Source organism: Jiangella anatolica, assembly GCF_003236295.1.
GTDB classification, from domain to species: domain Bacteria; phylum Actinomycetota; class Actinomycetes; order Jiangellales; family Jiangellaceae; genus Jiangella; species Jiangella anatolica.
Genome location: NZ_POTW01000103.1, coordinates 1 through 24,625, shown reverse-complemented (window position 1 = coordinate 24,625; position 24,625 = coordinate 1). Strand labels below are relative to the sequence as shown.

Below are 24,625 nucleotides of genomic sequence, written 5' to 3'. Positions count from 1 at the left end.
TTCGCCGCTCGAGTACCCCGAAGGGCCTTTCCGCTCGACTTGCATGTGTTAAGCACGCCGCCAGCGTTCGTCCTGAGCCAGGATCAAACTCTCCATCAATGAATATGCGATCACTCAAAAGAGTGGACCAACCATCATCAGAAGAAACTCAACCCCAGCAACACAACCATCCCCCGGTAAGAGGACAATTGCGCTACCAAAGGAATCCAACAAACCAACACCCCACAAAGAGGTGCCAGCCCGAGGACACAAACAAACTTGGCATCAACCAAACATCATCAGGCACACTGTTGAGTTCTCAAAAATCGGACGCACCCACAAGACACCCGCTAGGGCATCAACGTGAGACGCTCTGTGGATCTTCTTCGGTCAACACCAGGTTGAGCCTGGTGGACGGTTCTGGAACCAGAACCCCTGCCCGAAGCAGTTCCCTCAGCTTACTGCGTCTGGTCCGTCGAAACAAACCGCTTCGCAGTCCCGCCGCTCGCCCCCCGATCGGACCCGGACATGGGTCTGCTCGGCGAGCCTTGAGTGATGGTGACCCTGCAGGCCGGCCGCCGTTTCCGGCGTCCCGCTCCCTGCGAGCCGAAGAGAAACTTACGGTCCCGGGGAGCGGGAGTCAAATCCTGGCCGGACGAATCTCTGTGACGGCCGTCTCACCGACGTTTCCGCAGGTCAGCGGCACATCGGCAAGACGCCGACGCAAGATCACGCGAGCGCGATCCCACCGACCGTGCGCTTGCCGCGACGCAGCACCAGATACCGCCCGTGCAGAAGATCACCACGAGCCGGCCGATCGTCCGGGGACAGACCGGGATCGAGCCGGACATTGTTGACGTAGGCGCCGCCGTCGGAGATCGTCCGGCGGGCGGCGGAGCGGGAGTCGACGAGCCCGGACTGGACCAGCAGGTCGACGTAGGAGGGCAGCTCCTCGCCCGCCTCGACGGTCGGGGCGCCGGCCTCGTCGAGGGCCGCCCTGAGGGTGCCGGCGTCGAGCTCGTCCAGCGATCCCATGCCGAACAGCGCCCGGGACGCGGCGATGACCTTCGCCGTCTCGTCCGGCCCGTGCAGCAGCGACGTCAGCTCCTCGGCCAGCGCGCGCTGCGCCGAGCGGGCCGCCGGCTTCTCCGTCACCTCGCGCTCCAGCTCCGCGATCTCCTCCTGGGACCGGAAGCTGAACACCTTGAGGTACCCGATGACGTCGCGGTCGTCGGCGTTGACCCAGAACTGGAAGAACGCGTACGGGCTGGTCATCTCGGGGTCGAGCCAGACGGTGCCGGTCTCGGTCTTGCCGAACTTGGTGCCGTCGGCCTTGGTGATGAGCGGCGTGGCCAGGGCGTGCACCGACTGCCGTTCGACCCGGTGGATGAGGTCGACGCCGCTGGTGAGGTTGCCCCACTGGTCGCTGCCGCCGGTCTGCAGGACACAGCCGTAGCGGCGGTGCAGCTCCAGGTAGTCCATGCCCTGCAGGATCTGGTAGCTGAACTCGGTGAAGCTGATGCCCTGCTCGCTGTTGAGCCGGGCGCTCACCGACTCCTTGGACAGCATGCGGCTGAGCCGGAAGTGCTTGCCGACGTCGCGCAGGAAGTCGATGGCCGACAGCGGGGCCGTCCAGTCGAGGTTGTTCACCATGCGCGCCGGATGCGGGCCGTCGAAGTCGAGCAGCGGCTCGATCTGCTTGCGGATGCGTTCCACCCAGCCGGAGACGACGTCGCGGTCGTTCAGCGTCCGCTCGCCGGTCATCTTCGGATCGCCGATCAGCCCCGTCGCGCCACCGACCAGCGCCAGCGGGTCGTTGCCGGCCAGCTGCAGGCGTCTCACCGTCAGGACCTGCACGAGGTTGCCGATGTGCAGGCTCGGCGCCGTGGGGTCGAACCCGCAGTAATAGGTGACCGGACCGGCTGCCAGAGCAGAGCGCAGCGCCTGCTCGTCGGTGGACAGCGCGATGAGCCCGCGCCAGTGCAGCTCGTCCAGGATGTCGGTCACGGTCGGTCCTCGGTCTCCTCGTGTAGGGATGCGACGCCCCCATGGTCTCGCACGCGCCCGGAGCGGCGCGAATCACTTCCGCCGCTTCGGCACGTGCGGCCGGTACGTGGACACGGTCGGCTCGTCGTCCAGCCAGAACCGCCATGGGAACGCGACGCCGTCGCCGCCGGGCCCGCTGACGCCGACCCGCGGGCCGGACCGCACCCGTGCGGCGTCGACCGGCGGTCCCGGCAGCAACACGGTCGGCGATCCGGGCGAGCAGAGGTCGACGCCGTTGTCGAGACGGCCGAGGCCCAGGGCGGTCGTCAGCCGGGCCGGGCCGCGGGCGTACTCGCGCGCCGTCCGCGCCGACAGCCGCCGGGCCGCGGCCAGCGCCGATCCCTCGACGACCTCGCCGGCCCGCAGCAGCACCGCGGTCGCCGTCCCGTCGACGTCGCACACCACGTTCGCGCAGAAGTGCATGCCGTAGGTGAAGTAGACGTAGAGATGACCGGCCGGCCCGAACATGACGTCGTTGCGCGGCGTGCGGCCGCGGTACGCGTGCGAGCCCGGGTCGTCGGCGCCCTGGTACGCCTCGACCTCGGTCAGCCGCACGGCCACCGTCCCCTCGGGCGTGGTGTGCCGCAGCACGCATCCGAGCAGGTCAGGTGCCACCGCCAGGCCGGGCCGGGCCAGGAACGCACGTTCCATCGTCGCCGTCGTCACGGCGCCAGTATCACCTCACTGGTCGATGACCGAACCGTCGACGTGCAGGCGGGTCCGGATCTCCCACGGTTTCGGCGGCGCCGCCTCGGCCGCACCCTCGCGCAGCGTCACACCGATGCCCGGGACGTCGGGAATGGTGAGGAAGCCGGCGCCGTCGTAGCCGTAGGCGGGCTCGACGATGTCCTTCTTCGGGTACTCGTCCTCGCCCAGCGGGTACTCCTGCAGGACGAAGTTCGGCACGCTGGCGGCGATCTGCAGGCAGGCCGCCGTCGACACCGGGCTCAGCGGGTTGTGCGGGATGACGCCGACGTGACGGGCCTCGGCCAGCGCGGCGACCTTCTTGGCGCCCGTGATGCCGCCGACCAGGCAGACGTCGGGGCGGACGTACTGGACGGCGTCGCGGCGCAGCAGCATGTCGAACTCCCAGATGCTGGTGAGCCGCTCCCCCGTCGCGATCGGAACGTTGACCTTGCCGGCGACGTAGGCCATCTCGTCGGCGTTGTCCGGCAGGACGGGATCCTCGATGAACATCGGGTGGTACTGCTCGATGCCCAGTGCGACCTGCACCGCCTCGGCCGGGGTGAGCCGGCGGTGGAGCTCGATGCACAGGTCGACGGAGTCGCCGACGGCCTCGCGGTACTGCCGGACGGCGTCGACGGCGCCGCGGACCTTCTGCGCGTGCGTTTCGAAGTACGGCTCGGAGAACGGCTCGTCGAGGAACGGCGTCAGGTGCCCGACGGCGGTGAAGCCGGCCTCCTTCGCGGCCACGACCCCGTCGACCAGCTCCGACCGCGTCGACCCGAAGACGTGCCCGTACGCCCGTGCCTTCGACCGCACCCGGCCGCCGAGCAGCTCGTACACCGGCGCCTCGTAGTGCTGTCCCTTGATGTCCCACAGCGCGATGTCGATGGCGCTCAGCGCGCCCATGACCGCCGAGCCGCCGAAGTGGCTGGAGCGGTACATGTACTGCCAGTGGTGCTCGATGAGCAGCGGGTCCTTGCCGACGAGGTAACGGCCGAACGCCTGGACCGCCCCCGCCGACGCCTCGAGGAACCCCCACGCACCGGACTCGCCGAGCCCGGTCAGGCCGGTGTCGGTCCGAACCTCGACCAGCAGATAGCGGTCGAGCAGGAGGGGACGAACATCGGTCACGATCACGGTGTCTTCTCCACGGGTCTGCGGAACGGGTCAGTCCTTCACCGAGCCGGACGTGAGTCCTTCGGTGAGGAAGCGCTGGGCCAGCGAGAACGCCACGACGACGGGGATGGTGATGACCACGCAGCCGGCCATGAGCACCGTCGTCGGCGTTCCGACGTTCGCCTCCAGCTGGTTGATGCCCAGGGCGACGGTCCACGAGTCGCGGTCCTCGACCAGGAAGAGCAGGGCGAACAGGAACTCGTCCCACGCCGACATGAACACGTAGATGCCGACGGTGGCGATGGCCGGCGCCGACAGCGGGACGATGACGTGCCGGATGACGCCGAGCCGGGAGGCGCCGTCGATGCGCGCGGCCTCCTCGATGTCGACCGGGACGCTGCTGAAGTAGTTGCGCAGCATGTACAGCGCCAGCGGCAGCGTGTACGCGAAGTAGATGATGATGACCGCGGTGAACGAGGGCCGCATGCCCAGGCGCGTGAACATGACGAACAGCGGCACCGCGAACACCAGCGGGGGGAACAGGTACACCATCAGGATCGAGGCGTTGACGAACGAGGCGCCGCGGTAGCGCAGCCGGGCGGCGGCGTACGCGGCGAAGATGCCGAACGTCAGCGACAGGACGACGGTGACGCCGGCGATGTACGCGCTGTTGCCGATGAAGCCGGCGAACCCGAAGCCGCCGTCCTCGCGGCTGGACAGGATGCGCGTGTAGCCGCCGAGGTCGATCTCGGACAGCCGCGGCAGCAGCCGGCCGGGCTCGTTGAGCAGCGACGACACCGGCCGGAACGACAACCCGAGCATGACGACCAGCGGGAACCCCGTCAGGCAGACGAAGAACGCGATGCTGGCCCAGCGGGCGATGCGGAAGAACCGTTCCTCGAACGCGTGCCGGCTCATGCCTGGTCCCTCCTCGCCTGCCAGCGGACGTAGACCGTGAGGACGACGAGCATCACCGCGGCCAGGATCAGCGACAGCGCCGCCGCCGCGCCGGGGTTGCTCCGCCCGATCAGCCACTCGTAGATCTCGATGGAGATGACCCGCGTCCCAGCGCCGCCGCCGGTGAGCAGGTAGATGTTGGTGAAGTCGTTGAAGTTCCAGATGAACCGCAGCAGGAACAGCACCGCAAGCACCCCGCGCAGCGCCGGGAACGTGACGTGGCGGAACTGCTGGGTGATGGTGGCGCCGTCGATGGTCGCCGCCTCGTACAGGTGCTTCGGGATCGCCTGCAGCCGCGCGTAGACGAAGATGAACGCGAACGGGAAGTAGCGCCACGCCTCGAACGCGATGACGGTGCTGAACGCCAGCGGGACGGTGCCCACCAGCGGCAGGTCGATGCTCTGCTGGCCGAAGAAGTCGACCCGAGACCAGCCGAACCAGTCCTGCCCCCAGGCGTTCACGATGCCGTACTGCGGCGACAGCATGGTCCGCCAGACGAACGCCGCGGCCACCACCGGCAGCACGTACGGCACCAGGAGCAGCGCCTTCACCGCGCTCCGCCCGCGGAAGGGCCGCCGCATCGCCAGCGCCGCCCAGAGGCCGAGCAGCAGCGACAGCACGGTCCCGGCCAGCGCGTAGACGACGGTGCGCCCGGCCGTCGACCAGAACTCTCGCTGCTGCGTCACCAGCCGGAAGTTGTCGAACCCGAGCTCGGCCTGGAGGAAGCCGAACGGCGTGAAGTTGCGCAGCTCGATCAGCCGCAGGCTCTGCAGGCTGATGGTGACGTTCCACAGCACCGGCAGCACGACCAGGACGACGGTGGCGAGGATCGCCGGCAGCAGGAGCAGGTAGGCGAAGCGTGCCTCCCGCCGGCGCGACGGCGACGGCTTGCGGTCGCGCCTGCCGCGGGGCGTGGCGCCGCCGGGCCGGTCCGATCCCGGCGGCGCCTGCGTGGTGGTGGTCATCGGGTTCCCTGACGGGGTCAGCCGGCGGACTCGATGAGGTCGAGCTCGTCGGACAGCTTCTGCTGGACGTCGGCCGCGGCCTCCTCCGGCGTCAGCACGCCGTTCTGGACGTCGCCGACGGCGGCCGGGATGGTCGTGAGCTCGTACAGCACGCCGACCAGCTCGCCGAAGCCCTGCTGGATGCCCCAGGCGTCGAAGTTCTGCGCGCCGTCGACGAGCTCGGTGACGGTGTCCTCGCCGTAGTACTCGACGAGCGTGCCGTCGCGGTCGACGCCCATGTTGAGCTGCTGCCAGGCGTCGACAAACTCGGTGGGGTTGTCCGGGGTGCCGGTGCGCATGGGGATCATGCCGTTGGGGACCTGCGCGAGCCACTCGGTGTAGCCGTCGCCGACCAGGTACTTCACCAGCTCTTGGGCGTGCTCGGTGTCGGCGTCGACGGTGATGCCGAGGTTGCTGACGCGGCCGTACTGCGCGCTGTCGCCGTGGTAGCCCTCGATCTCGGACACGATGCCGGTGTTGGCGGCGAGGTAGCCCGGCTCGGCGGTGCACTCGGCGCAGTTGGCCAGCTCCGCGTCCTCGAGACCGGCGAGGCGGTGCAGCGTGAACGGGCCCTGCGGCATCATGGCGGCCTGGCCGGCCAGGTAGGCGGCGCGCTGGTCGACGCTGTTGAACGTGCCGGCGGGCGCGTAGTTGGTCAGCAGCTCGTTGTAGAACTCGAACGTCTCGACGCACCGCTCGTCGTCCAGGGCGAGCTCGTCGTCGTCGCCGATGAGCTGGCAGCCGTTGCCCAGCGCGAAGTGCTCGAAGATCTGCTGCGTCACCTGGTGGCCGGGGTCGTTGCCCAGGACGATGCCGTAGCGCTGGTTGTCGGGGTCGTGCAACGCCTCCGCGGCGGCGAGGATGTTCTCGAACGACGTCGGCGGCTCCAGCCCGGCCGCGTCGAACCAGTCCTTGCGGTAGTGCATGATCAAGCCCCAACCGGAGGTAGGTACGGCCGCGACGGTGCCGTCGACGGTGGCGAACTCCAGGCCCGCCTCGCGGAACGTCGACGGGTCGAGCTCGTCGACGACCTCCTGCGCGGCCTCGGCGTCGAGCAGCCCGTCGGCCAGCCAGCGGCTCGTCATGACCATGGGGTGGTCGACGACGTCGGGCAGGGTGCCGGACGCGGCGTTGGTGATCATCTGCTGCGGGACGGCGGTCTCCTCGACGGTGACGAGCTCGACCTCGATGCCGGTCTGCTCGGTGAACCGCTCGAGGTTGGCCTCGGTGCGGGCGACGCGGTTCGGCTCGGACTCGAGCGTCCAGAAGGTCAGCGGCTCGGAGGACTCCCCGCCGCTGCCGCCGTCGGTGTCGTCGCCGCCACCACACGCGGTGACGGCGAGCGTGGCCGCGGCGGCGGCCAGCGCCATGGCGAGGCGGCGCCGGTTCGTCGAGAGAGGCATCGTCGGTTCTCCTAGCGTTCGTCGTGGCGGGGTGAGCGCGGCAACCAGACGCGCATGGCGCCGCGGTCGCGGTTGTCCCAGAGGTGGTAGGGCACGGCCCGGGCGGTGACCCGGGCGCGCACGGCCGGGGCGGCCGCGTGGGCGGCGCCGTAGGGCAGGCCGGTGCGGGGCGGCGCGGCCAGGACGTCGGCCGCGGCATCGACGACGGTGACCGGGCCGGGCAGCCCGGTGCCGCTCTCGCGGCGTGCTGTCAACGTGTCACCGCCGGTCAGCGCGAGGTCGTCGAGCGGGACTCCGGCGGGCTGGTCGACCTGCTCGAAGCAGTACACGAGCGGTCCGCGCTCGACGGCGACGGTGCCGCGCAGCGCGTCGAGACGGTGGTGTGGATAAGTGAGCCGCGGCGCGACGTCGAGGTCGAGGTCCACGGTGTCGCCGGCCCGCCACGCGCGGTCCACGACCAGGTAGCCGCGCTCGTCGGGGCGGACGCCGGCCGGGGTCCCGGCGACGGTGAGCGCGGTGCGGTGAGGGGCGCTCCAGGCGGGCAGCCGCAGGTCGAGCCGCCAGGGCGTCGTGGGTGTGGCGTCGACGGTCACGCGGACGCGGCCGTCGTCGGGGTACTCCGTCGCGACGGTGAGCCGGACGCTGTCGCTCGTCCGGATCTCGGCCGGGACGAACAGGTGCAGCTGGACTCCGTCGCTCCTGGTGGTGGCCGCGTAGTGGCCGAGCGCACCGATCAGGCGGGCGACGTTGGGCGGGCAGCAGGCGCATCGGAACCACGGCCGCCGCCGGCCGCCCTTGGGTGGCGGCGTGGAGTCGGGCCGGCGCTGCAGCGGGTTGACGTAGAAGAAGCGGTCGCCGTCGACGTTCGTGCTGGCGGCGACGGTGTTGTAGAGCGTGCGCTCGACGAGGTCGGCGAACCGCGCCTCGCCGGTGGCCAGGAGCAGCCGCCAGCTCCAGTGGATGCTCGCGACCGCGGCGCACGTCTCGTTGTACGACTGGTCGGGCGGCAGCTCGTCGCGGTCGCCGAACGTCTCGAACAGGTGCCGTGACCCGTGCCCGCCGGTGAGGGCGGTCTTGTGCGCGACGGTGTCCTCCCAGCGGCGGACCGACGCGGCCAGCAGTTCGCCGTCGCCGGTCTCGGCCGCCACGTCGACGACGCCGGCCTCGAGGTACAGCGCGCGGACGGCGTGCCCGTTCAGCGTGGTGGCGGTCCGGACGGGCTCGTGGTCGACGAGGTAGACCGAGCCGCGGTCGGACTCGCCGGCGTGACCGTGGCCCCGTCGTTCCACGAAGTCGGCGGCCTGGTCGAGGTAGGCGCGCTCGCCGGTGTGGCGGTAGAGCTCGACCAGCGCGGTCTCGATCCCCGGGTGGCCGTCGAGACCGGGCCGGCCACCCCGGAGGAACTCGGCGACGACGTGATCGGCGACGCGGCGGGCGACGGCGAGCAGCCGGCCGTCGCCGGTGGCGCGGTCGAGGGCGACGGCGGCCTGGATGAGGTGGCCGTAGCAGTACAGCTCGTGGCTGGAGACGAGCTCGGCGTAGCGGCGGCCGGGCGCGGTGGTCTGGACCCAGGAGTTCAGGTAGCCGTCGGGTCGCTGGGCCCGCTCGAGGACCCCGGTCCAGTGGTCGATCGTCTTGTGGAGGTCGTCGTCCGGTCCGTGGGCGGCCAGCCGCCAGGCGATGGCCTCGATCACCTTGGCGACGTCGGAGTCGGCGAAGTGCATGCCCTGGAACTCGCCCTCGGCCGTGCTGGCCGCGATCTCGAGGTTGCGCAGCGTGCCGGTGCTCTGGATCAGGTCGACCGCTCCCGGGACGGTGACCTCACGGGTGCGGCGCTGCCATTCCCCCGTCAGGCCGCCGGTGATGCGCACCTGTCCGACGCCGAGCGGACGGAGCCTGACGGCGGCCGCGGCGGACGGCGCCACCGGGCCGGCCGGCGTGGACTCTGTCATGGTGGCTCCTGCTGTCGGAAACTGTTTTCCTGCACGTCGTAACGATGTATGGTGAACTTTCGGAATAGGTTTTCTGGCCGCACGCTAGTGCGCCTCGCCAGAACTCGTCAAGCGCAAGCACAATGAGCGGATCGACGCGGCGGGCCGGCCGCCGGGGTTGGAAGGGGTGGTCGACGGTGTCCCAGCGGGTGCCCACCGTCCGTGACGTCGCCGTGCGCGCCGGAGTGTCCGTCGGCACGGTCTCCAAGGCGCTGAACAACCGCGGCCAGCTGCGCGAAGAGACCCGCGCCCGGGTCGTCGCGGCCGCGCGCGACCTGGGGTTCCGGCCCAACGCGCTGGCGCAGAGCCTGCAGTCCGGCCGCACGTACACCGTCGCCGTCATCACCACCGACCGGTTCGGCCGGTTCGGCAACCCGCTCATGCTCGGCGTCGAGGACGCCCTGGGCGCCGACCGCGTCTCCGTGTTCCTCTGCGACACCCGCGACGACCCCATCCGCGAGCATCACCACGCCCAGACGCTCGACGAGCGCCGGGTCGACGGCATCATCGTCGCCGGCCGCCGCAAGCAGACCCGGCCCCCGCTCGCGGTGGCCTCGGGCGTGCCGGTGGTCTACGTCATCGCGCAGTCGAGCGATCCGTCGGACTTCTGCGTCACCACCGACGACGTCGGCGGCGGCGCGCTCGCCGGCCGGCACCTGCTGGCCGCCGGGCGGACCCACATCGGCCACATCACCGGGCCGGAGCGGTTCGCCGATCCACGCGAGCGGGCGGCCGGCCTGCAGTCGGTGCTCGATTCGGCCGGGCTGGACCTGGCGGGGGGTCAGGTGTTCTACGGCGAGTGGAGCGAGGACTGGGGCCGCCGGGCCGCCGAGATGCTGCTGCACGCCGCCCCCGACACCGACGCGATCTTCTGCGGCTCGGACCAGATCGCACGTGGCGTCGTCGAGACACTGCGTGACCGGCGGCTGCGAGTGCCGGGCGACATCGCGGTCGTCGGGTTCGACAACTGGGAGCCCATGGCCGCGGGGTGCCGCCCGCCGCTGACGACCGTCGATCCGAACCTGCGCGAGGTGGGCCGGGTCGCCGCGACCCGGCTGCTCGACATGATCGCCGGAACGCCGGTCCAGGGCAGCACCGAGACCGTGCCGGCCTGGCTCATGCTCCGTGAGTCGACCGGGGTGCGGCTGGTGGATCCGCAGTCGTGATCAGGACGGCGGCAGCGGGACCCGCAGGCTCAACGTCCCCTGCAGGTCCAGCCAGGCCGCGTCCGGTGACCGGACCAGCCGCAGCATCACGTGGTCGCACGACGGGCAGCGGGCCACCCAGCCGAGCTCGTGGCCGTAGACCCGCAGGTCGGCGACGCGGCCGGTGTCGCCGCAGCTGACACAGCGGCCGGTCGCGGCGGTCACGTCGACGGCGAACAGCTCGGCGAGCGGGCCGGCCAGGGCGTTGCCGTCCTGATAGTCCTGGGTCATGGTCAGCCTCCAGTCGGGCCGAAGCGCTCGGTGCGGATGCGGCGCGGGTCGTGACCGAGGCCGACCAGCGTGTTCGCCACCTTCTCGACGAACCCGGTCGGCCCGCAGACGAAGCACGTCGGCTCGAACTGCGGCGGCCAGCCGTACCGCTCCAGGTCCGCGCCGCCGATCCGCCCTGGTTCGCGGGTCGCGCCCGGCGGCGCCGAGCGGGTGTAGACGGTCGTGACGTCCAGGCCGCTGTCGTCGACGGCGGAGCGGCGCAGCTCGGACGAGAAGTACTGGTCAGCCGGCGAGCGGACGGAGTAGATCAGCCGGAACGGCGCCCGGCTGCGGGCCTGCCGGCGGGCGCGGACCATCGCCATCAGCGGGACGATGCCCGACCCGCCCGCCACCAGCAGCACCGGCGCGGTGCGCGACGGATGCCAGACGAACCAGCCGCCGACCGGCCCACGCAGCTCGATCGGGTCGCCGATGGAGTACACGTCGGTCAGGTACTCCGATACCTCGCCGCCGGGCACCTTCTGCACCGTCAGCTCGACCCGCTCACCGTCGGCCGGCGCGCCCAGCGAGTAGCTGCGTTGCGTGCTGTAGCCGTCGGCATCGGTGAGCCGGACGTCGACGTGCTGACCGGCCAGGTGGCCCGGCCAGCCGGGGACGTCGAGCAGCAGCGTCCGGGCGGTCGCGGTCTCGTTGCGGAACTCGGCGAGCGTCGCGACACGCCACTCGATCCGGGCGCTCAATCGCCCTGGTAGCGCTGTTCGCGCCACGGGTCACCGTAATCGTGGTAGCCGACGCTCTCCCAGAACCCCAGCTCGTCGAACTCCTGCAGCTGGATGCCGCGCACCCACTTCGCCGACTTCCAGAAGTACAGGTGCGGGACCAGCAGCCGCGCCGGGCCGCCGTGCTGCGGCGCGAGCTCGGAGCCCTCGAACTCGTAGACGATCCACGCCTTGCCGTCGAGCAGGTCCTCCAGCGGCAGGTTCGTCGTGTAGCCGCCGTAGCTGTGGGCGAGGGCGAAGTCGGCCGTCGTCTCCACGTCCTCCATCAGGACGTCGAGCGAGACACCGCGCCACGTCGTCTCGAGCTTCGACCACTTGGTGACGCAGTGGATGTCGACCGTCGGCTCCTCCGCCGGCAGCTCCAGCAGCTCGTCCCACGTCCACCGGTACTCCCGGCCGTCCTCGCTGGCGATGACGAACTCCCACCGGTCCAGCGGGATGTTCGGCGTCGGCCCGGCGGACAGCACCGGGAAGTCCTCGGTCAGGTACTGGCCGGGCGGCAACCGGCTGTCCTCGTCTCGTCGTCTCCTACGGAAACCCGGAGACACGATCCCCATCGTTCCCCCCGTTCAATCAAGCGCCGTGTGAGCGCTCCCACCCAGGGCACATGGTCCTCTCCCCCGCGGCCGGAGTCCAGAGGAATCGTCATGTCGCATGGCTCAGCCGCCGAACTCCGCCCGAACGCCCAGGAGACGGACCGGACGGCGGTCGGTGAATCGGTCCAACGCCTCCAGCGCGGCCGCGGCGAGCGCGTCGCCGTCGCTGGACGGCTCGGGCAGCTTGCGGCCGTGGGTGGACGTGAAGAACGGCGCGTACCGGACCTTCACGACGACACGGACCGCGGGCCGGCCCTCCGCGACGACCTCGGCGGTGACGTCGTGCGCCAGCCGGACGACCTCGCGGCGGACCTCGTCCCAGTCCTCGATGTTGCGCTGGTAGGTCATCTCCTTGCCGTGCGAACGGGCCAGCCACGGCTCGCCGGTGACCCGCGCCGACGCGACGCCACGGGCGACCCGGACCAGCCACGGGCCGATGGTGGGCCCGAACCGCTTCGCGACGGTGTCGGGGTGCGTGCCGGCGAGGTCGCGGACGGTGTGGATGTCCATTTCGGCCAGCTTCTTCGCCGTCTTCGCGCCGATCCCCCACAGCGCATCGGCCGGGCGGTCGCCGAGCACGTCGAACCACGACTCGTAGGTGAGCGTCGCGACGCCGGCCGGCTTGCCGAACCCGGTGGCCAGCTTGGCCTGCAGCTTGTTCTCGCCGATGCCGACGGTGCAGTGCAGGTCGGTGGCCTCGTGAACCCGCCGCTGGATGCGGCGCGCGGTGCCCTCGGGGTCGTCGTCGCCGGCCGGGCCCGCGTCGACGAACGCCTCGTCCCAGCCGAGCACCTCGACGGTGCCGAACTCGCGCAACGTCTGCATGACGTCGGCCGAGACGGCCTCGTAGGCGGGCTTGTCGACAGGGAGGAAGACCGCGTCCGGGCAGCGTTTCAGCGCGGTGCGCAGGGGCAGACCGGAGTGCACGCCGAACGCGCGCGCCTCGTACGACGCGGTGGCGACGACGCCGCGCTTGGTCGGGTCGCCGTCACCGCCGACCACGACCGGTGTGCCGGCGAGCTCGGGACGCCGGAGCACCTCGACGGCGGCGATGAACTGGTCGAGGTCGACGTGCAGCACCCAGCGGGACACACGGCCATTCTGTCCGGCCGGGGTGACAACGTGTGGGACGACGGACGCGGGCGGCTCAGCGGGCGGGGCCGGCCGGGTCTCCGGGGTCGGCCGGGTCCGCGGGGTTCGCCGGGTCGATGGCGTCCGCAGGGTCGCTGGGGTCCGCAGGGTGCACGGGGTCGGCCGGATCCCTGGGGTCCGCAGGGTCCACGGGGTCCACGGGGTCCGCCGGGTCGATGGGGCCCGCCGGATCCCTGGGATCAGCCGGGTGAATGGGGTCCGCGGGGTCGATTGGGCCTGCCGGATCCCTGGGATCCCCGGGATCCGCCGGGTCGATGGGATCCGCCGGGTCGATGGGATCGGCTGGGTCGATGGGATCCGCCGGGTCGATGGGATCGGCTGGGTCGATGGGATCGGCCGGGTCATCGGTGGCGGCGCGCCAGACGTCGCCCGGTGCTGGCTGGTCGGCTCCGGCGGTCGGCTCGGAGCCGGGGACAGCGTCCGAGCGGACCGGGCCGGGCGCAGCGCCGGCCGAGCTGCCGCCCTTCGCGACGGCTGCGCCGTGGGCGTCGTACTCGACCTCGGCCGCCGGGTCGGGCGCGGTGTCGACGGAGCCGGCGACCGGGAACCGTGTGGCGCCGGCCGGGTCGTGGTCGTGGCCAGCCGTCGCGCCGCCGAGGAAGTCGCGGATGCGCTGGCCATAGGCTGCCGCCTTCGCCGGGTCGACCGGGAACGTCACGTCCTCGACGATGCGGGCGACCGTGTCGCGGACCCTCGTCGTCCCGGCGTTGACGGCCGCGCCGCCGAGGATGGAGCTGACCTGGTCCTGCACCGACGTGATCGTGTCGCCGACGAACTCGCGGACGCCGGAGTCGTGGACCGGGCAGCGCGGCAGCGCCGACTTCTCCGGGCGGACCAGCCGCTGCCGCCGTCGCCACGCCGGATCGTGCAGGTAGGCCTGGCCGTCGACGACGTAGCGGCAGACGAGGCCCTCGTCGGCCAGGGCGTCGAGGTCGGCGGCCATGGCGGTGGTGGGGTGCTCGTCGAACCGCAGCGGCCAGAGCCGGCCGTTGACCACCGCGGCGTTGTCGATCGCGCGGCCCTCGTCGTCGAGGACGGCGGGCAGGTAGGCCCAGGTGTACGCGGCCGTCAGAGGCAGCCGGGCCACGCGCTCGTCCTGGACGTCGCCCGGCTGGATGGTCCTGGGACTGTGCGCCATGGTCGGCTCCTTCATCGGCTCACGTCGGCTGCTTCGAATCTACGTCAGCCCGGGCGGGCCGAACGGGTCTAGGCTCGACGTGGACGACGCTCATCGTTGAGAGGACGGTCATCATGACCGGACGAGTCGCGCACTTCGAGATCCCCGCCGACGACCTCGATCGGGCACGCGAGTTCTATCGCGCCGCGTTCGGGTGGGAGCTGACCCCGATGCCGGAGGTCGACTACACCATGGTCGTCACCACGCCGATGGACGAGTCGGGCCGGCCGACCGAGCCGGGCGGCATCAACGGCGGCCTGTTCACCCGCGACCCGGAACGGACCGGGCCGATCGTCACCATCGAGGTGGACGACATGGACGCCGCGCTGGCAGCCGTGGAGCGGGTCGGCGGCGCCACGGTGCTGCCGAAGACGGCCGTCATGGACATGGGGTTCGCGGCCTACTTCCGCGACACGGAAGGCAACGTCATGGGCCTCTGGCAGGACGGCGGCTGAGTCACCGGGGTGACCCAGCCGGCCCGGCGCGCCTAGCTGATGGCGATCTTGTCGATGTTGCCGGCGGTGATGAAGCTGCCGCCCATCGCGGCGCCGTCGTCGGGATCGATCTGCAGCTTCAGCGTGCCCGAGATCGCCGTACTCACCGTCGCGGTTCCGAAGGTGTCCCAGCTCCCGGTCGGGGGCAGGCTGATCTGGGCGACGTCGACGCCGTTCCGGTACAGGCTGGCCTTCCCGGTGATCGTCGAGCCGTTCGCGTAGTGGACCGCGAGCGTGCTCCCGCTCGCCACGGCGGGGAAGGTCAGCGACCCGCCCTGATAGAAGCTGCCCACGATCTGGCCGCCCGACGCGGAGCCGTTGCTGTACACGGCCGGTCCGCCGGCGAGCGTCGCCGCCTCGGCCTCGAGATTCGACGGGCCGCCGGTCCCGGATCCGGAGAAGGTCAACTTGTCGATGTTCCCCGCGGTGATGAAGCTCCCGCCCATCGCGGCGCCGTCGTCGGGATCGATCTGCAGCTTCACCGCCCCGGAGAGCGCGGCGTTGACCGTGACGGTGGCGAACGTGTCCCAGCTGCCGGTGGGTGGCAGGCTGACCTGGGCGACGTCGACCCCGTTCACATAGAGGCTGGTCCTCCCGGTCACCGTCGAACCGTTCGCGTAGCGGACCTGGACCGAGCTGCTCGTCGCGACGTTCGCCAGGCTGATCGCGCCTCCCTGGTAGAACGACCCGACGATCTGACCACCCGACGCCGCGGAGTTGCTGTAGACCGCGGCGCCGCCGGTGAGCGTGCCGGACTCCGCCTCGCGCTCACTCCCCGCCGAGGGAGCGTTGTACGCCTTCCAGGTGGCGGCGAGGTCCACGGGCCGCATGAAGTGGTAGTCGCGCCCGTTGGAGTTCGCCAGCAGGAGGTCCACCGCCGCCGCAGCGTCTGCGGCCGGGTCGCCGGAGTGCCCGCCGTCGCCGATCGCGACGACGACGAAGGCCGGCGTCCCGGCCGGGGTGCTGTCCACGACGTACTTCGCCGCGTTGGCGATCTCCTGCGGCGTCGCCACGTTCTGGGTGGCGCCGCTGATCGTTGTGTTCGGGATCTGACCCACGAGCGACCAGGTGACGGGGTTGCCGTTGGTGGCGCCCTGGTAGCCCCGGATCGCGAAGTCCGGGTCGATCGCGCTCACGACGGAGTTGCCCGCCGTCGACGTGTCGAAGTAGTTCATGCTCCGGAACAGCCCGTTGGAATTGTCGATGTAGTCCTTGTAGGTGGCTGCGAAGGCGGTCGCGCCAGCCGCTGTGTTCGGCGCACTCCCGTCGTTGTAGTTCGCAACGATCTCGTACGCGTTTCCGTAGTTGTTCGCGGAGAACCACTGGAGCTTCTTCGGGTAGAGGTCGAGGAGGATCGGCGGCAACGACCACCCGATCGGCACTTCACCCTTGTCCGGCGAGTTCCTCCAATGATTGTGGTGGTTGTAGGCCGAGATGCTGACGTTGTCGCCGTCGGTGACGTAGAAGGCGACGTACGCGCCGTTCCCCGCAACGGGTGACGCGACCGGCGCGGCCGGCGCCGTGATGGCCGCGGGGTCCGAGGCGAAGGAGCTGTGCACCGAGTAGTTGGCGCCGTCGAGGAAGATGAACAGGTAGCCGCGGTCGCTGATCTCGTGCAGCTCCGACAGCTCCCCGTTGATCTCGCCGAGCACGGGTGTGCCGGCCGGATAGTTGGTGGTGTTCAGCAGGTTCCCGACGGCCGCCCGCTCGGCTGGGACGTTGGCGTCCAGGCTGTAGATGAAGGCCTTGCTGGCGACGAAGTAGTCGAACGACATCGGGACGAGCGCGGGGCCGCCGCCCCAGTACTTGAAGCCGTGCTTCGCGACGAACGATCTCGTCGTGTCGGCCTGCAGGTAGTTCGCCCGGGCCCAGTCGAAGGCGGCGACCTCGCTGGTGAACCCGCGCGTGTCGGCGATCTGCGGATACGTACGGCCCTCCGCGGCCAGGTAGGACTCGATGGCCGACGACAGCGGGATGGCGTCCTCCTGAGCCGCCGCCGTGATCGCCGCCATGACCGCGCTGTCGTTCACGCTGGTCGACAGGCTCGGGTAGAGGATCTTGCCATCGAGGAAGGACCCGTAGTTCTGAGCGAGATAGCTGAGGACCGGGAACCGTTTGGTCTGGTCGAGCACGGGATAGGTCTTCGGTACCGGCACGAGGCCGTCGTCGAGCGCCCACTGGTCGGTAGGCGCCGGGTTCCACACACCGGTCCACTTCTGCGGCGCGTTGACCAGGTAGATCTTCGTGCTGCTCGTGCGGTTGACGATGCCCTGGATCGTCGTGATCGCCAGCAGCGCTTCAGTGGTCTCCCAGGAATGCTCGCTCTTGTCCTTGCTCAGATCGAGCACGACGACGGACGTGGCTGGGGGCATCTTCGGCAGCTTGGGGTCGTAGGCGGCGGCCACCGGGGCGAAGCCCAGGTTCAGCACGACCATCGCGAGGGCGGCAAAGACGGCGGCGAACGAAGCGAGTCTCTTCATCGGAGCTCCTCTGCGTTGAGGCCTGATGCGGCCGCCCCCGAACGGCTCGCCCGATGTCCCGCCTCAGGCATTCCTGGGGCGGGCCCGAGGTGACTCTATACCGGTTTAGGTCACGTGTCTATACCGGTTTAGGTCCCGATGTGTCCCTTCTTTAGACGCAGCAACCGGGCGGCCGGGCCGGCGGGAACCGCGAGTGCGAGCCGGTGGCCGTGTGCTGCGGCCCGCCACGACGGCAGCGTGGCCGGGAACACCTGGTCCGGCGGACGCACGGGTGCCGGCAGCTCCATCGTCACGTCGGCTTCGTCGCCTCGCGACCACACCGCGAGGAGGTAGTCGTCTCCGCAGTCGAGGGCGAGCGCGACGACGGCGTCGTCCCACGCCGGCAGGCCGAGCGGCCACACGGGATGCGACCCGGCGACCCGATGCCGCCACGCCTTCGCGACCGCGACGGCGTCGTGCACGAGTCCGCGCTGGACGGCGTCGAGGCGGTCGAGGAAGCCGGAGAGGTAGAGCCGGCCGGCCAACCCGGCGACCAGCGAGAACGCCGTCCGCTCCGGGTCCATGTCCGCCGCCGGGTACGCCCAGTTGCCGCACTGCTCCGGTGGCATGCTCGCCGGCGCGGCCGAGGCGATCGGGACGTACGCGCGATCGTCGGGCTGGTCGCTCGTCGACTGCAGGTGGGCGAGCGAGAGCAGCCCGGGGTCCATCCGCATGGCTCCGGCGGCGCAGTTCTCGAACAGGATCGCCGGATGCCGCTCCTGGACGTCCGCGAGCCAGCGCCGATGTGCCCGGACGTGGCCCAGCAGGCCCTCTGCCGCGCTGGTGGCGGCGACGTCGGTGCCGGCACCCGGGTCGATGTTGTAGTCGAGCTTGAAGTATCCGATCCCGTAGCGCTCGACGAGCTCGTCGATCGTCGAATCGAGGTGGGCGCGCGCCGCCGGGTGCCGGACGTCGAGGTGGTAGCGCCCGTGGGTGACGACCCGGACCCCGAAGCGCCGGAAGAACGCCTCGTCGGGCAGCGCCGACGCGACCGGGCCGGCCACGCCGACCACCTCGGGTTCGAGCCAGAGGCCCGGGACCATGCCGCGCGCGCGGATGAGCCGGACGACGGACCGCAGGCCTCCGGTGAACCGGCCCCGGCCCTCGCGCCACTCGCCGATCCGGTCCCACCAGTCGCCCTCGTCCGCATCGGCGAACCAGCCCGCGTCGATGCAGAAGTACTCGGCGCCGGCGTCGGCCGCGGCGCCGATCAGCGGCGCCAGCTTCTCCGCCGACGGGTCCCCGGCCAGCGTGTTCATGAAGTCGTTGTAGACGACGGGCAACGTCGCATCGACGGCGCGCCGCTCCCGGCGGCTGCGGCGGTAATCGGTCAGGGCCGCGAACGCGCCGTCCCGGCCCGCGGCAGAGAGGGCGACCGCTGCCGGTGGCGCGTCGTAGGTATCCCCCGGCGCCAGCCGCGTGGCGAACCCGTGCTCGGCGTCGGTGGGCCCGAGGACGGCGACGTAGCCGCCACCCGGCGTGTGACCCACCTCCCAGTGCCACGGGCCGCTGGACTCGATCTGCCAGGCCAGCGCGCCGCCCGTGCGGCCATCGACGACCACGCCGCCCGGCAGCGCCTCGCCGGTCGACCACGTGCCACGGCTGGTGCGGCCGAACCGCCGTGCCACGTCCTGGCCGTACCTGCCGAGATCGATCCGCGGCAGCAGGTCGCGCAGCGGCCGCTGGTGCCATCGTCCCTCCGCGGTCCAGCCGCTGTCGGCCCAGAGGAGCTCGAGCGGGTCGAGCATGCCCGGGCCGGCCCCGAACCCGACGGTCGCGCTCGAGAGCGCAAGCAGCACGACGTCACCGTCGCCGTCGTTGGTCACGCGATGCGAGAACCCGATCGCCGCCGCGTCGTGCGGCAGCGCGAGCGCCGTCGTGACCGCGAGGCCGCTCGCCGGATCCCGCTGCAGGATCTCGACGCGGGTCGCGTGCTCGTCGCGCGACTCGCAGTGGGACACATAGCGCAGGCGCCGGCCGATCGCGGAGTCGGCGTAGCCATGGCTCATCCTGCTCAGCTGGCGTTCCGTGGCGGTGAAGACGACGAGCAGCGGGTGCGGCGCGACGAGCGAGCCGCCGCCCCGCGGGCGGGCCGCGGCCATCGTCACCGGCGCGCCGGGGCTCAGGTCGAGCCGGACCTCGAGCAGCTCACCCCGGACCGTGATCACGCGCTCTCCTGCCCGGCCGGCTCGAGCGCCTCCGGGGTGGCGGACAGGAAGACCTCGCGCAGTGCCAGCGCGGCGGGCTTGGGGTCGCCGCGGTAGTCCAGCAGCGCCAGGCTCACCGCGCAAGGGAAGGCGTCGTGGCCCATCCAGACGATGAATCCCGTACTCCGGGGGAACCGCGCCTTCGTCGCGCGCGCCGCGTACGCGAGCATGTGGGCCTGCCGGGCCTGGCTGGCGGCAATCCACTCGCGCACCGGTCCGGGCGGCCGACGGTCGAAGTCGCGCAGCCACCAGCCGGCGGAGTGGGTCCACAGCCGGCGCAGGTCAGCGTCGGGCAGACCCGAGGGCAGCAACCCGAAGGCCTCCAACAGCTCGAACCCGCTCGCACCCGCGACGCCCACCTCCGACCGCAGGACCGCGTCGTCGCTGTCCCAGTACCGCTGCCACGAGACGAGGTCGCCCGTGTGGTCCCATGGGCCGTGAACGTCGTGGTGCAGACCCAGACCGAACTCGCGCTCGTCGGCCTCGAAGCGCGGGCCGGTCGGCGAGGTCGCGACGTAGCGGCGGTCCGGGTCGGCCCGGCGGAAGGCCGCACCGGCGGCGGCGAGCGCCGGATGGTCCTCGCCGAGGGGCGTTCCCGGAACGGCCGGCGCCGTCACGGCGGTCAGCTCGTTCCCGCCGCCCCACAGCACGAGGGACGGATGGTGCGAGCGTCGCGCGCTGTAGCTCACGGCGATCTCTGCCAGCTCGGCGGCGAACTCGGCGTCCGCCGGCGGAGCGTTGTCGAGCCCTGACGAGCTGAGCGGCAGCTCCTGCCAGACCAGCATGCCCAGCTCGTCGCAGAGGCGGTAGAACGTCTCCGTCTCCAGGCCGCTGCCGCCCCAGACCCGCAGCACGTTGACGCCGAGCTCGCGGTAGGCCAGCAGCCGGGAGCGGTAGTCCTCGGGCGTCACGTCGGCGTAGTCGGCCCGGATCGGCACCCAGTTGACACCCTGCAGGAAGAGGGGCTCACCGTTCACGACGCACAGCCAGGGCTCGGCCTCCGGCGGGCTGGCCTCCGCGGCGTGCCACTCGACCTGACGGAAGCCGACGCGCGTCTCGTAGAGGTCGTCCGTCGACCCGGTGCCCGAGAGCAGGCGGACTCGGACGGCGTAGAGCGCCTGGGGCCCCCTGGGGAGAACGCGCCACTCGAGCACGCCGGTGACGTCGATGGTCATGGTCCCGGCGTCCGCAACCGGCACCGTCCGGGTCGCCGACATGCCGGGTCCGTCGACGCTGACCTCGATCCGCTGCTCCGGCTCGGCGGCCGGTACCGCGACGGACACCAGGAGCGCCGCCGCACCGGTCGACGCGTCGTACCTGGTCCGCACGGCCACCGGGTCGAGCACGCCGCCGTCGCGGATCTCCAGTCGCGGCGGCTCGGTGATCCCGGTCTGGACGAGCCGCGGCGTCCAGTCCCAGCCATAGTTGAACCGCGGCTTCCACGCGCGGATGCGCGAGGTCCAGCCGTTCTGCCCGAGACCGTCGGGGACGTCGGTGAAGACGATCGACAGCTGGTCGGCGCCACCGGCGAGAGCCTCGGTCAGGTCGAACTCGTACGGGGTGAACGATCCGCGGAACGCGCCGACCTCGATGTCGCCGAGGAACACCTGTCCCGCATGGTCGAGGCCCTCGCACACCAGCACCGCACGCGCCCCGGGACGCCGGCGTGCCTCGGCGAGCACGTCGGCCGGCAGGGTGGTCGAGAACGTCCAGTGCCGCCGCTCGATCCACTCCGACGCCCGGGAGTTGCGTCCCACCACCGGGTCGGGGATCTCGCCCGACGCGAGCAGTGCACGCCGCACCGAGCCCGGCACGGCGACCGGGATCGGCCCGATGTCCGGCACGGACACCTTTGCCCGCTCCGGGGTGCGGGCCAGCTCCCAGTCGTTCTGCCGCCAGCCCCGCAGCGTCCACGCCCCGGCCGCGAGATCCTTCGTCACCCTCATGTCATCCGTTCCGTCGTCGTCGTCACGTCGGCGTGCGGACGGGCCGGGCGATCCCACCGCCCGGCCCGTCCGGCGGACCGGCTACCCCTTGGCCGCCAGGAACGCGTCCGCCTGGGTCTTCATCTCGTCGAGCACCTTCTCGTAGCCCGCGGCCTCGAACGCTCGCTGGCAGTCCGACAATCCCGGCGTCGTGTCGACCGAACCGGCGAACAGCGGCAGCGCGTACTGCGTGTACGCCGCGATGAGCTGTGCGATCTCCGCCTCGACGTTCGCCGGGTCGAACAGGAAACCGGCATAGGGATCGGCGACGAAGCTGTCGAAGTTCCGCGCCCAGTCGAACCACGCCCGCTCGCTGTCGACCATGCCCACGACCGTCCGCTCCAGCGGCACCCGCCAGCCGATCCCGAAGATCGGGAACGAGTACTCGCTGGTGAGCTCGTATTGGTCGTTGCCGACCGGCGTCCAATCGCGGCCCTCGATGCCGTAGGCGAGCAGGTCGTGGTTCTCCTTGATCGAGAGCCAGTTCTGCAGCTGCATGGCCCGCTCGACGCCGTCGGACGCGGCGTTGACCACCATGTAGTTGTCGGCACTGAACAGCGAGGCGACCTTCGCCTGGAGCCCGGCGGCGAACGGGTGGACCTGCGCGATGGCCGACCCCGGGATGTTCGTCGTGGTCGGCAGGAACGTCGACGTGGTCAGCCCGTCGGAGTTCGCCTCCGTCGCGGCGTAGAGCCCGGTCGTGAACTGCCCGAAGACGGTGGTCTTCTCGACGGTGACGCTGTCGTGGTTGATGATGCCGTCGAGGAAGTACTGGCGCACCTTCTTGATCGCGTCGATGACGCCGGGCTGCTCCCAGAACGGCAGCGGCCGGGAGTTGCCCGCCGCGACGTCGCTGAGGTCCATGTACGCCAGCTTGCTGCCGCCGAGGTTCTGCGGCATCGAGTTCGGCTCCTCCCAGGACTGCTCGTTGAACAGCGCGATCGGCTGGGCGATGGCGGTGTTGTTGACGTATCCGCTGTCGAGCCCGTACGGGATCATGCCCGGCTCGTTCTGCTTGACGTCGTAGAAGTACTTCTCCAACTGCTGGAAGTTGGTGATCTCGCCGATGCCGTACTTCTCGACCAGGTCCTGGCGCACGACGAACCCGTTGACGATGCCGGCCGTGTTGACCTGCGGGATGGCGAACAGCTTGTCCCCCGTCTTCGCGAACTGGATGTGGCGCTCGTCGATCGACGCGGTGAGCTCCTCGTACTTCCCGCTGTCCCACTCGGCGGCGAGGTCGGCCAGCGCGCCGTCGGAGATGAGCTGATCGAGGTGGAGCCAGCGGGCCTCGAGCGCCGTGTCGAAGTCCTCGCCCGCAGTGAACTTGAGCAGCTCGTTCTGGAAGTAGTTGTCCCAGGAGATGAACTCCGGCTCGAACGTGAAGCCGAGGTCGGCCTCGAGCTTCTCGTTCACGGCCGCCTGGACCTCCGGCCAGCCGGCAGGCTCGTTGCCGGGCAGGAGCCCGACCAGCCGCCCGGGGCTGGACGACGAGTCCGACCCGCAGGCGGCGAGACCGCCGACGGCGAACAGTGCCGCGGTACCGGCAGCCCCCCGGAGGAACCCACGCCGGGACAGTTGGTGGGATAGTGGTGTTGCGCTCATGGGACGTCCTTGTCTATGAGGGATGGGGCTTCCTGGTGTGCACGGCCTAACCCTTGGTGGCGCCGAGGGTTAGGCCCTTGACGAAGTACCGCTGCGCGAACGGATAGGCGAGCAGAATCGGGCCCATCGTCACGACGGTGAGCGCCATCCGCAGCTGGTAGATGGGTGCGCTCGCCTCGGCGGCCGGCTGGATGGCCTGGGCCGCGCTCACGTTGCCGATCATCATCTGCAGCACCTGCTGCAGCGGTTGCAGCTCCTTGTCCGAGATGAACAGGAGCGCCGTGAACCACTCGTTCCAGTACGTGACGCCGTAGAAGAGGCCGATGACGGCGAGGATCGGCTTGGAGATCGGCAGCACGATGGTGAAGAAGATCCGCAGCTCGTTCGCGCCGTCGATGCGCGCCGAGTCGATCAGGGCCTGCGGGATCTCGCGGAAGAACTGCATCTGCACGAACACCAGGAACGGCGAGACCGCGAGCGGGAGGATGACCGCCCACCACGTGTTCCGCAGCTGCAGGTACTGCGTGACGAGAATGTAGAGCGGGACGAGACCGCCACTGAGCAGCAGCGGGATGTAGGTGTAGAAGGCCAGCGGCCGGCTGAAGCGCGACTCGCGGCGCGAGATGACCCACGCCAGGCCGCTGGTTGCGCTGAGCGCGAGCGCGGTGCCGATGACCGTGATGAACACGCTCGCGACGTACGCGTTGATCACGAAGCTCGAGCCGCCGAAGATCTGTGCGTACGCCTCGAGGGAGAAGTCCGACGGGAAGAAGCTGTACCCCGTCCGGCTCACCTCCGACTCGTCGGTGAGCGAGGAGGCGATGATCACCCAGAACGGAACAAGGCAGCACAGCGCGTAGATCACCACCACGATCGTGCTGCCGATCGTGAACCGTTCACTGCGCCGGCGCGGTCTCACCGGCGCCGGGGTCGGAGCCACGGTCGGGGCCAGCCCCTCGATCGTCGTCGCCACGGCCATACCTCCTAGAACAGGCTGCTCTCGCGGGAGTACCGGCGGGTGAAGAGCGCGGCGGCGGCGATGAGCACGAAGCCGACGATCGACTGGAACAGGCCGACCGCTGCCGTCATGCCGAAGTCGCCGCTCGTGCGCAGGGAGCGGAAGACGTAGGTGTCGATGACGTCCGTGGTCGGGAAGAGGATCCCGTTGTCCTGGATGATCGCGTAGATGGTGCCGAAGTCGCCGAAGAAGATCCGGCCGATGCTCAGCATGATCAGAATGACGGTGACCGGCACCAGGAACGGCAACGTGATGCGCCACGCCATCTGCGCCCGGCTGGCGCCGTCGATCACCCCGGCCTCGTAGACCTCTTCCGGCACCGCCGTGATCGCGGCCAGGTAGATGACCGAGTAGTAGCCGGCCAGCTGCCACACCTTCACGATCGTGAGGATCCACGGCCACGGCCCCGGCTCGGAGTACCAGCTGACCGACGGCAGGGAGAAGACTCCGAACACCTCGTTGACCAGCCCGCCC

20 protein-coding genes and 1 rRNA gene are annotated in these 24,625 nt (G+C 70.6%); 2 read left to right on the top strand and 19 right to left on the bottom strand.

The window, feature by feature from the left end; genetic code table 11:
• The 8 genes from C1I92_RS28155 to C1I92_RS28120 form a co-directional block, all read right to left on the bottom strand.
• Window positions 1–99: ribosomal RNA gene (locus tag C1I92_RS28155) — 16S ribosomal RNA — on the bottom strand; the annotation flags it as partial.
• 609 nt (window positions 100–708) lie between these two features.
• Window positions 709–1,986 carry a tyrosine--tRNA ligase gene (gene tyrS, locus C1I92_RS28150; protein ID WP_111257951.1) on the bottom strand — a complete coding sequence of 426 codons (1,278 nt, stop codon included), beginning with the start codon at window positions 1,984–1,986 and terminating at the stop codon, window positions 709–711.
• A gap of 72 nt (window positions 1,987–2,058) precedes the next feature.
• Window positions 2,059–2,676, bottom strand: a complete 618-nt coding sequence (locus C1I92_RS28145; protein ID WP_111257952.1) for a DNA-3-methyladenine glycosylase — start codon at window positions 2,674–2,676, stop codon at window positions 2,059–2,061.
• 30 nt (window positions 2,677–2,706) lie between these two features.
• On the bottom strand, window positions 2,707–3,849 hold the full coding sequence (locus tag C1I92_RS28140) for a mandelate racemase/muconate lactonizing enzyme family protein (protein ID WP_111257950.1): 1,143 nt from the start codon (window positions 3,847–3,849) through the stop codon (window positions 2,707–2,709).
• A gap of 30 nt (window positions 3,850–3,879) precedes the next feature.
• Window positions 3,880–4,746, bottom strand: a complete 867-nt coding sequence (locus C1I92_RS28135) for a carbohydrate ABC transporter permease (RefSeq protein WP_111257949.1) — start codon at window positions 4,744–4,746, stop codon at window positions 3,880–3,882.
• Window positions 4,743–5,750 (bottom strand): carbohydrate ABC transporter permease, encoded by a 1,008-nt coding sequence (locus tag C1I92_RS35375; protein ID WP_111257948.1) that lies wholly within the window; start codon window positions 5,748–5,750, stop codon window positions 4,743–4,745. Before C1I92_RS35375 ends, C1I92_RS28135 begins: the two co-directional genes overlap by 4 nt.
• Before the next feature lie 17 nt (window positions 5,751–5,767).
• Window positions 5,768–7,192, bottom strand: coding sequence for an ABC transporter substrate-binding protein (locus C1I92_RS28125; RefSeq protein ID WP_111257947.1), 1,425 nt, complete (start codon window positions 7,190–7,192; stop codon window positions 5,768–5,770).
• Between the two features lie 11 nt (window positions 7,193–7,203).
• A complete protein-coding gene (locus tag C1I92_RS28120) occupies window positions 7,204–9,144 on the bottom strand; it encodes a glycoside hydrolase family 127 protein (protein ID WP_111257946.1) in 1,941 nt (646 codons plus the stop codon).
• A gap of 188 nt (window positions 9,145–9,332) precedes the next feature.
• Between C1I92_RS28120 and C1I92_RS28115 the strand changes: the two genes are divergently transcribed.
• Window positions 9,333–10,349 (top strand): LacI family DNA-binding transcriptional regulator, encoded by a 1,017-nt coding sequence (locus tag C1I92_RS28115; protein WP_199521669.1) that lies wholly within the window; start codon window positions 9,333–9,335, stop codon window positions 10,347–10,349.
• Here the strand turns inward: C1I92_RS28115 and C1I92_RS28110 are convergent, their stop codons facing one another.
• The 5 genes from C1I92_RS28110 to C1I92_RS35105 form a co-directional block, all read right to left on the bottom strand.
• Entirely contained in the window at window positions 10,350–10,619 is a 270-nt protein-coding gene (locus tag C1I92_RS28110; RefSeq protein ID WP_111257944.1) for a DUF6510 family protein, read from the bottom strand.
• A 2-nt stretch (window positions 10,620–10,621) separates the two neighbouring features.
• Window positions 10,622–11,386, bottom strand: coding sequence for a ferredoxin reductase (locus tag C1I92_RS28105; RefSeq protein WP_111257943.1), 765 nt, complete (start codon window positions 11,384–11,386; stop codon window positions 10,622–10,624).
• The gene (locus C1I92_RS28100; protein ID WP_111257942.1) at window positions 11,356–11,955 is read right to left on the bottom strand and encodes a molybdopterin-dependent oxidoreductase; all 600 of its coding nucleotides are present in this window, start codon (window positions 11,953–11,955) and stop codon (window positions 11,356–11,358) included. Before C1I92_RS28100 ends, C1I92_RS28105 begins: the two co-directional genes overlap by 31 nt.
• A 102-nt stretch (window positions 11,956–12,057) precedes the next feature.
• Window positions 12,058–13,086, bottom strand: coding sequence for a DNA polymerase IV (locus tag C1I92_RS28095; protein WP_111257941.1), 1,029 nt, complete (start codon window positions 13,084–13,086; stop codon window positions 12,058–12,060).
• A gap of 55 nt (window positions 13,087–13,141) precedes the next feature.
• Window positions 13,142–14,284, bottom strand: a complete 1,143-nt coding sequence (locus C1I92_RS35105) for a hypothetical protein (RefSeq protein WP_233507351.1) — start codon at window positions 14,282–14,284, stop codon at window positions 13,142–13,144.
• A gap of 113 nt (window positions 14,285–14,397) precedes the next feature.
• Here C1I92_RS35105 and C1I92_RS28075 point away from each other — a divergent pair, with 113 nt between their 5' ends.
• Complete coding sequence (locus tag C1I92_RS28075; protein ID WP_111257937.1) at window positions 14,398–14,778, top strand: VOC family protein; 381 nt, start codon at window positions 14,398–14,400, stop codon at window positions 14,776–14,778.
• Window positions 14,779–14,810: 32 nt separating this feature from the next.
• On the opposite strand, the gene C1I92_RS28070 is transcribed toward C1I92_RS28075, so the two are convergent.
• The 6 genes from C1I92_RS28070 to C1I92_RS28045 form a co-directional block, all read right to left on the bottom strand.
• On the bottom strand, window positions 14,811–17,297 hold the full coding sequence (locus C1I92_RS28070) for a carbohydrate-binding protein (protein WP_111257936.1): 2,487 nt from the start codon (window positions 17,295–17,297) through the stop codon (window positions 14,811–14,813).
• 128 nt (window positions 17,298–17,425) lie between these two features.
• A complete protein-coding gene (locus C1I92_RS28065) occupies window positions 17,426–19,504 on the bottom strand; it encodes a glycoside hydrolase family 36 protein (protein ID WP_111257935.1) in 2,079 nt (692 codons plus the stop codon).
• Window positions 19,501–21,489 carry a glycosyl hydrolase 2 galactose-binding domain-containing protein gene (locus C1I92_RS28060; protein ID WP_111257934.1) on the bottom strand — a complete coding sequence of 663 codons (1,989 nt, stop codon included), beginning with the start codon at window positions 21,487–21,489 and terminating at the stop codon, window positions 19,501–19,503. Before C1I92_RS28060 ends, C1I92_RS28065 begins: the two co-directional genes overlap by 4 nt.
• A gap of 81 nt (window positions 21,490–21,570) precedes the next feature.
• On the bottom strand, window positions 21,571–23,133 hold the full coding sequence (locus C1I92_RS28055; protein ID WP_111257933.1) for an ABC transporter substrate-binding protein: 1,563 nt from the start codon (window positions 23,131–23,133) through the stop codon (window positions 21,571–21,573).
• Window positions 23,134–23,179: 46 nt separating this feature from the next.
• Window positions 23,180–24,106, bottom strand: coding sequence for a carbohydrate ABC transporter permease (locus C1I92_RS28050; protein ID WP_158564304.1), 927 nt, complete (start codon window positions 24,104–24,106; stop codon window positions 23,180–23,182).
• Window positions 24,107–24,117: 11 nt separating this feature from the next.
• The coding region (locus tag C1I92_RS28045; protein ID WP_146605314.1) for an ABC transporter permease subunit at window positions 24,118–24,625 on the bottom strand (508 nt) is incomplete at its 5' end.

What these genes read in the sequence shown, in the direction of transcription:
- C1I92_RS28125 (WP_111257947.1), bottom strand. Translation starts at nt 7,192, where the DNA reads ATGCCTCTCTCGACGAACCGGCGCCGCCTCGCCATGGCGCTGGCCGCC.
- C1I92_RS28145 (WP_111257952.1), bottom strand. Translation starts at nt 2,676, where the DNA reads ATGGAACGTGCGTTCCTGGCCCGGCCCGGCCTGGCGGTGGCACCTGAC.
- C1I92_RS28055 (WP_111257933.1), bottom strand. Translation starts at nt 23,133, where the DNA reads ATGAGCGCAACACCACTATCCCACCAACTGTCCCGGCGTGGGTTCCTC.
- C1I92_RS28070 (WP_111257936.1), bottom strand. Translation starts at nt 17,297, where the DNA reads ATGAAGAGACTCGCTTCGTTCGCCGCCGTCTTTGCCGCCCTCGCGATG.
- C1I92_RS35105 (WP_233507351.1), bottom strand. Translation starts at nt 14,284, where the DNA reads ATGGCGCACAGTCCCAGGACCATCCAGCCGGGCGACGTCCAGGACGAG.
- C1I92_RS35375 (WP_111257948.1), bottom strand. Translation starts at nt 5,750, where the DNA reads ATGACCACCACCACGCAGGCGCCGCCGGGATCGGACCGGCCCGGCGGC.
- C1I92_RS28135 (WP_111257949.1), bottom strand. Translation starts at nt 4,746, where the DNA reads ATGAGCCGGCACGCGTTCGAGGAACGGTTCTTCCGCATCGCCCGCTGG.
- C1I92_RS28060 (WP_111257934.1), bottom strand. Translation starts at nt 21,489, where the DNA reads ATGAGGGTGACGAAGGATCTCGCGGCCGGGGCGTGGACGCTGCGGGGC.
- C1I92_RS28100 (WP_111257942.1), bottom strand. Translation starts at nt 11,955, where the DNA reads ATGGGGATCGTGTCTCCGGGTTTCCGTAGGAGACGACGAGACGAGGAC.
- C1I92_RS28075 (WP_111257937.1), top strand. Translation starts at nt 14,398, where the DNA reads ATGACCGGACGAGTCGCGCACTTCGAGATCCCCGCCGACGACCTCGAT.
- C1I92_RS28120 (WP_111257946.1), bottom strand. Translation starts at nt 9,144, where the DNA reads ATGACAGAGTCCACGCCGGCCGGCCCGGTGGCGCCGTCCGCCGCGGCC.
- C1I92_RS28110 (WP_111257944.1), bottom strand. Translation starts at nt 10,619, where the DNA reads ATGACCCAGGACTATCAGGACGGCAACGCCCTGGCCGGCCCGCTCGCC.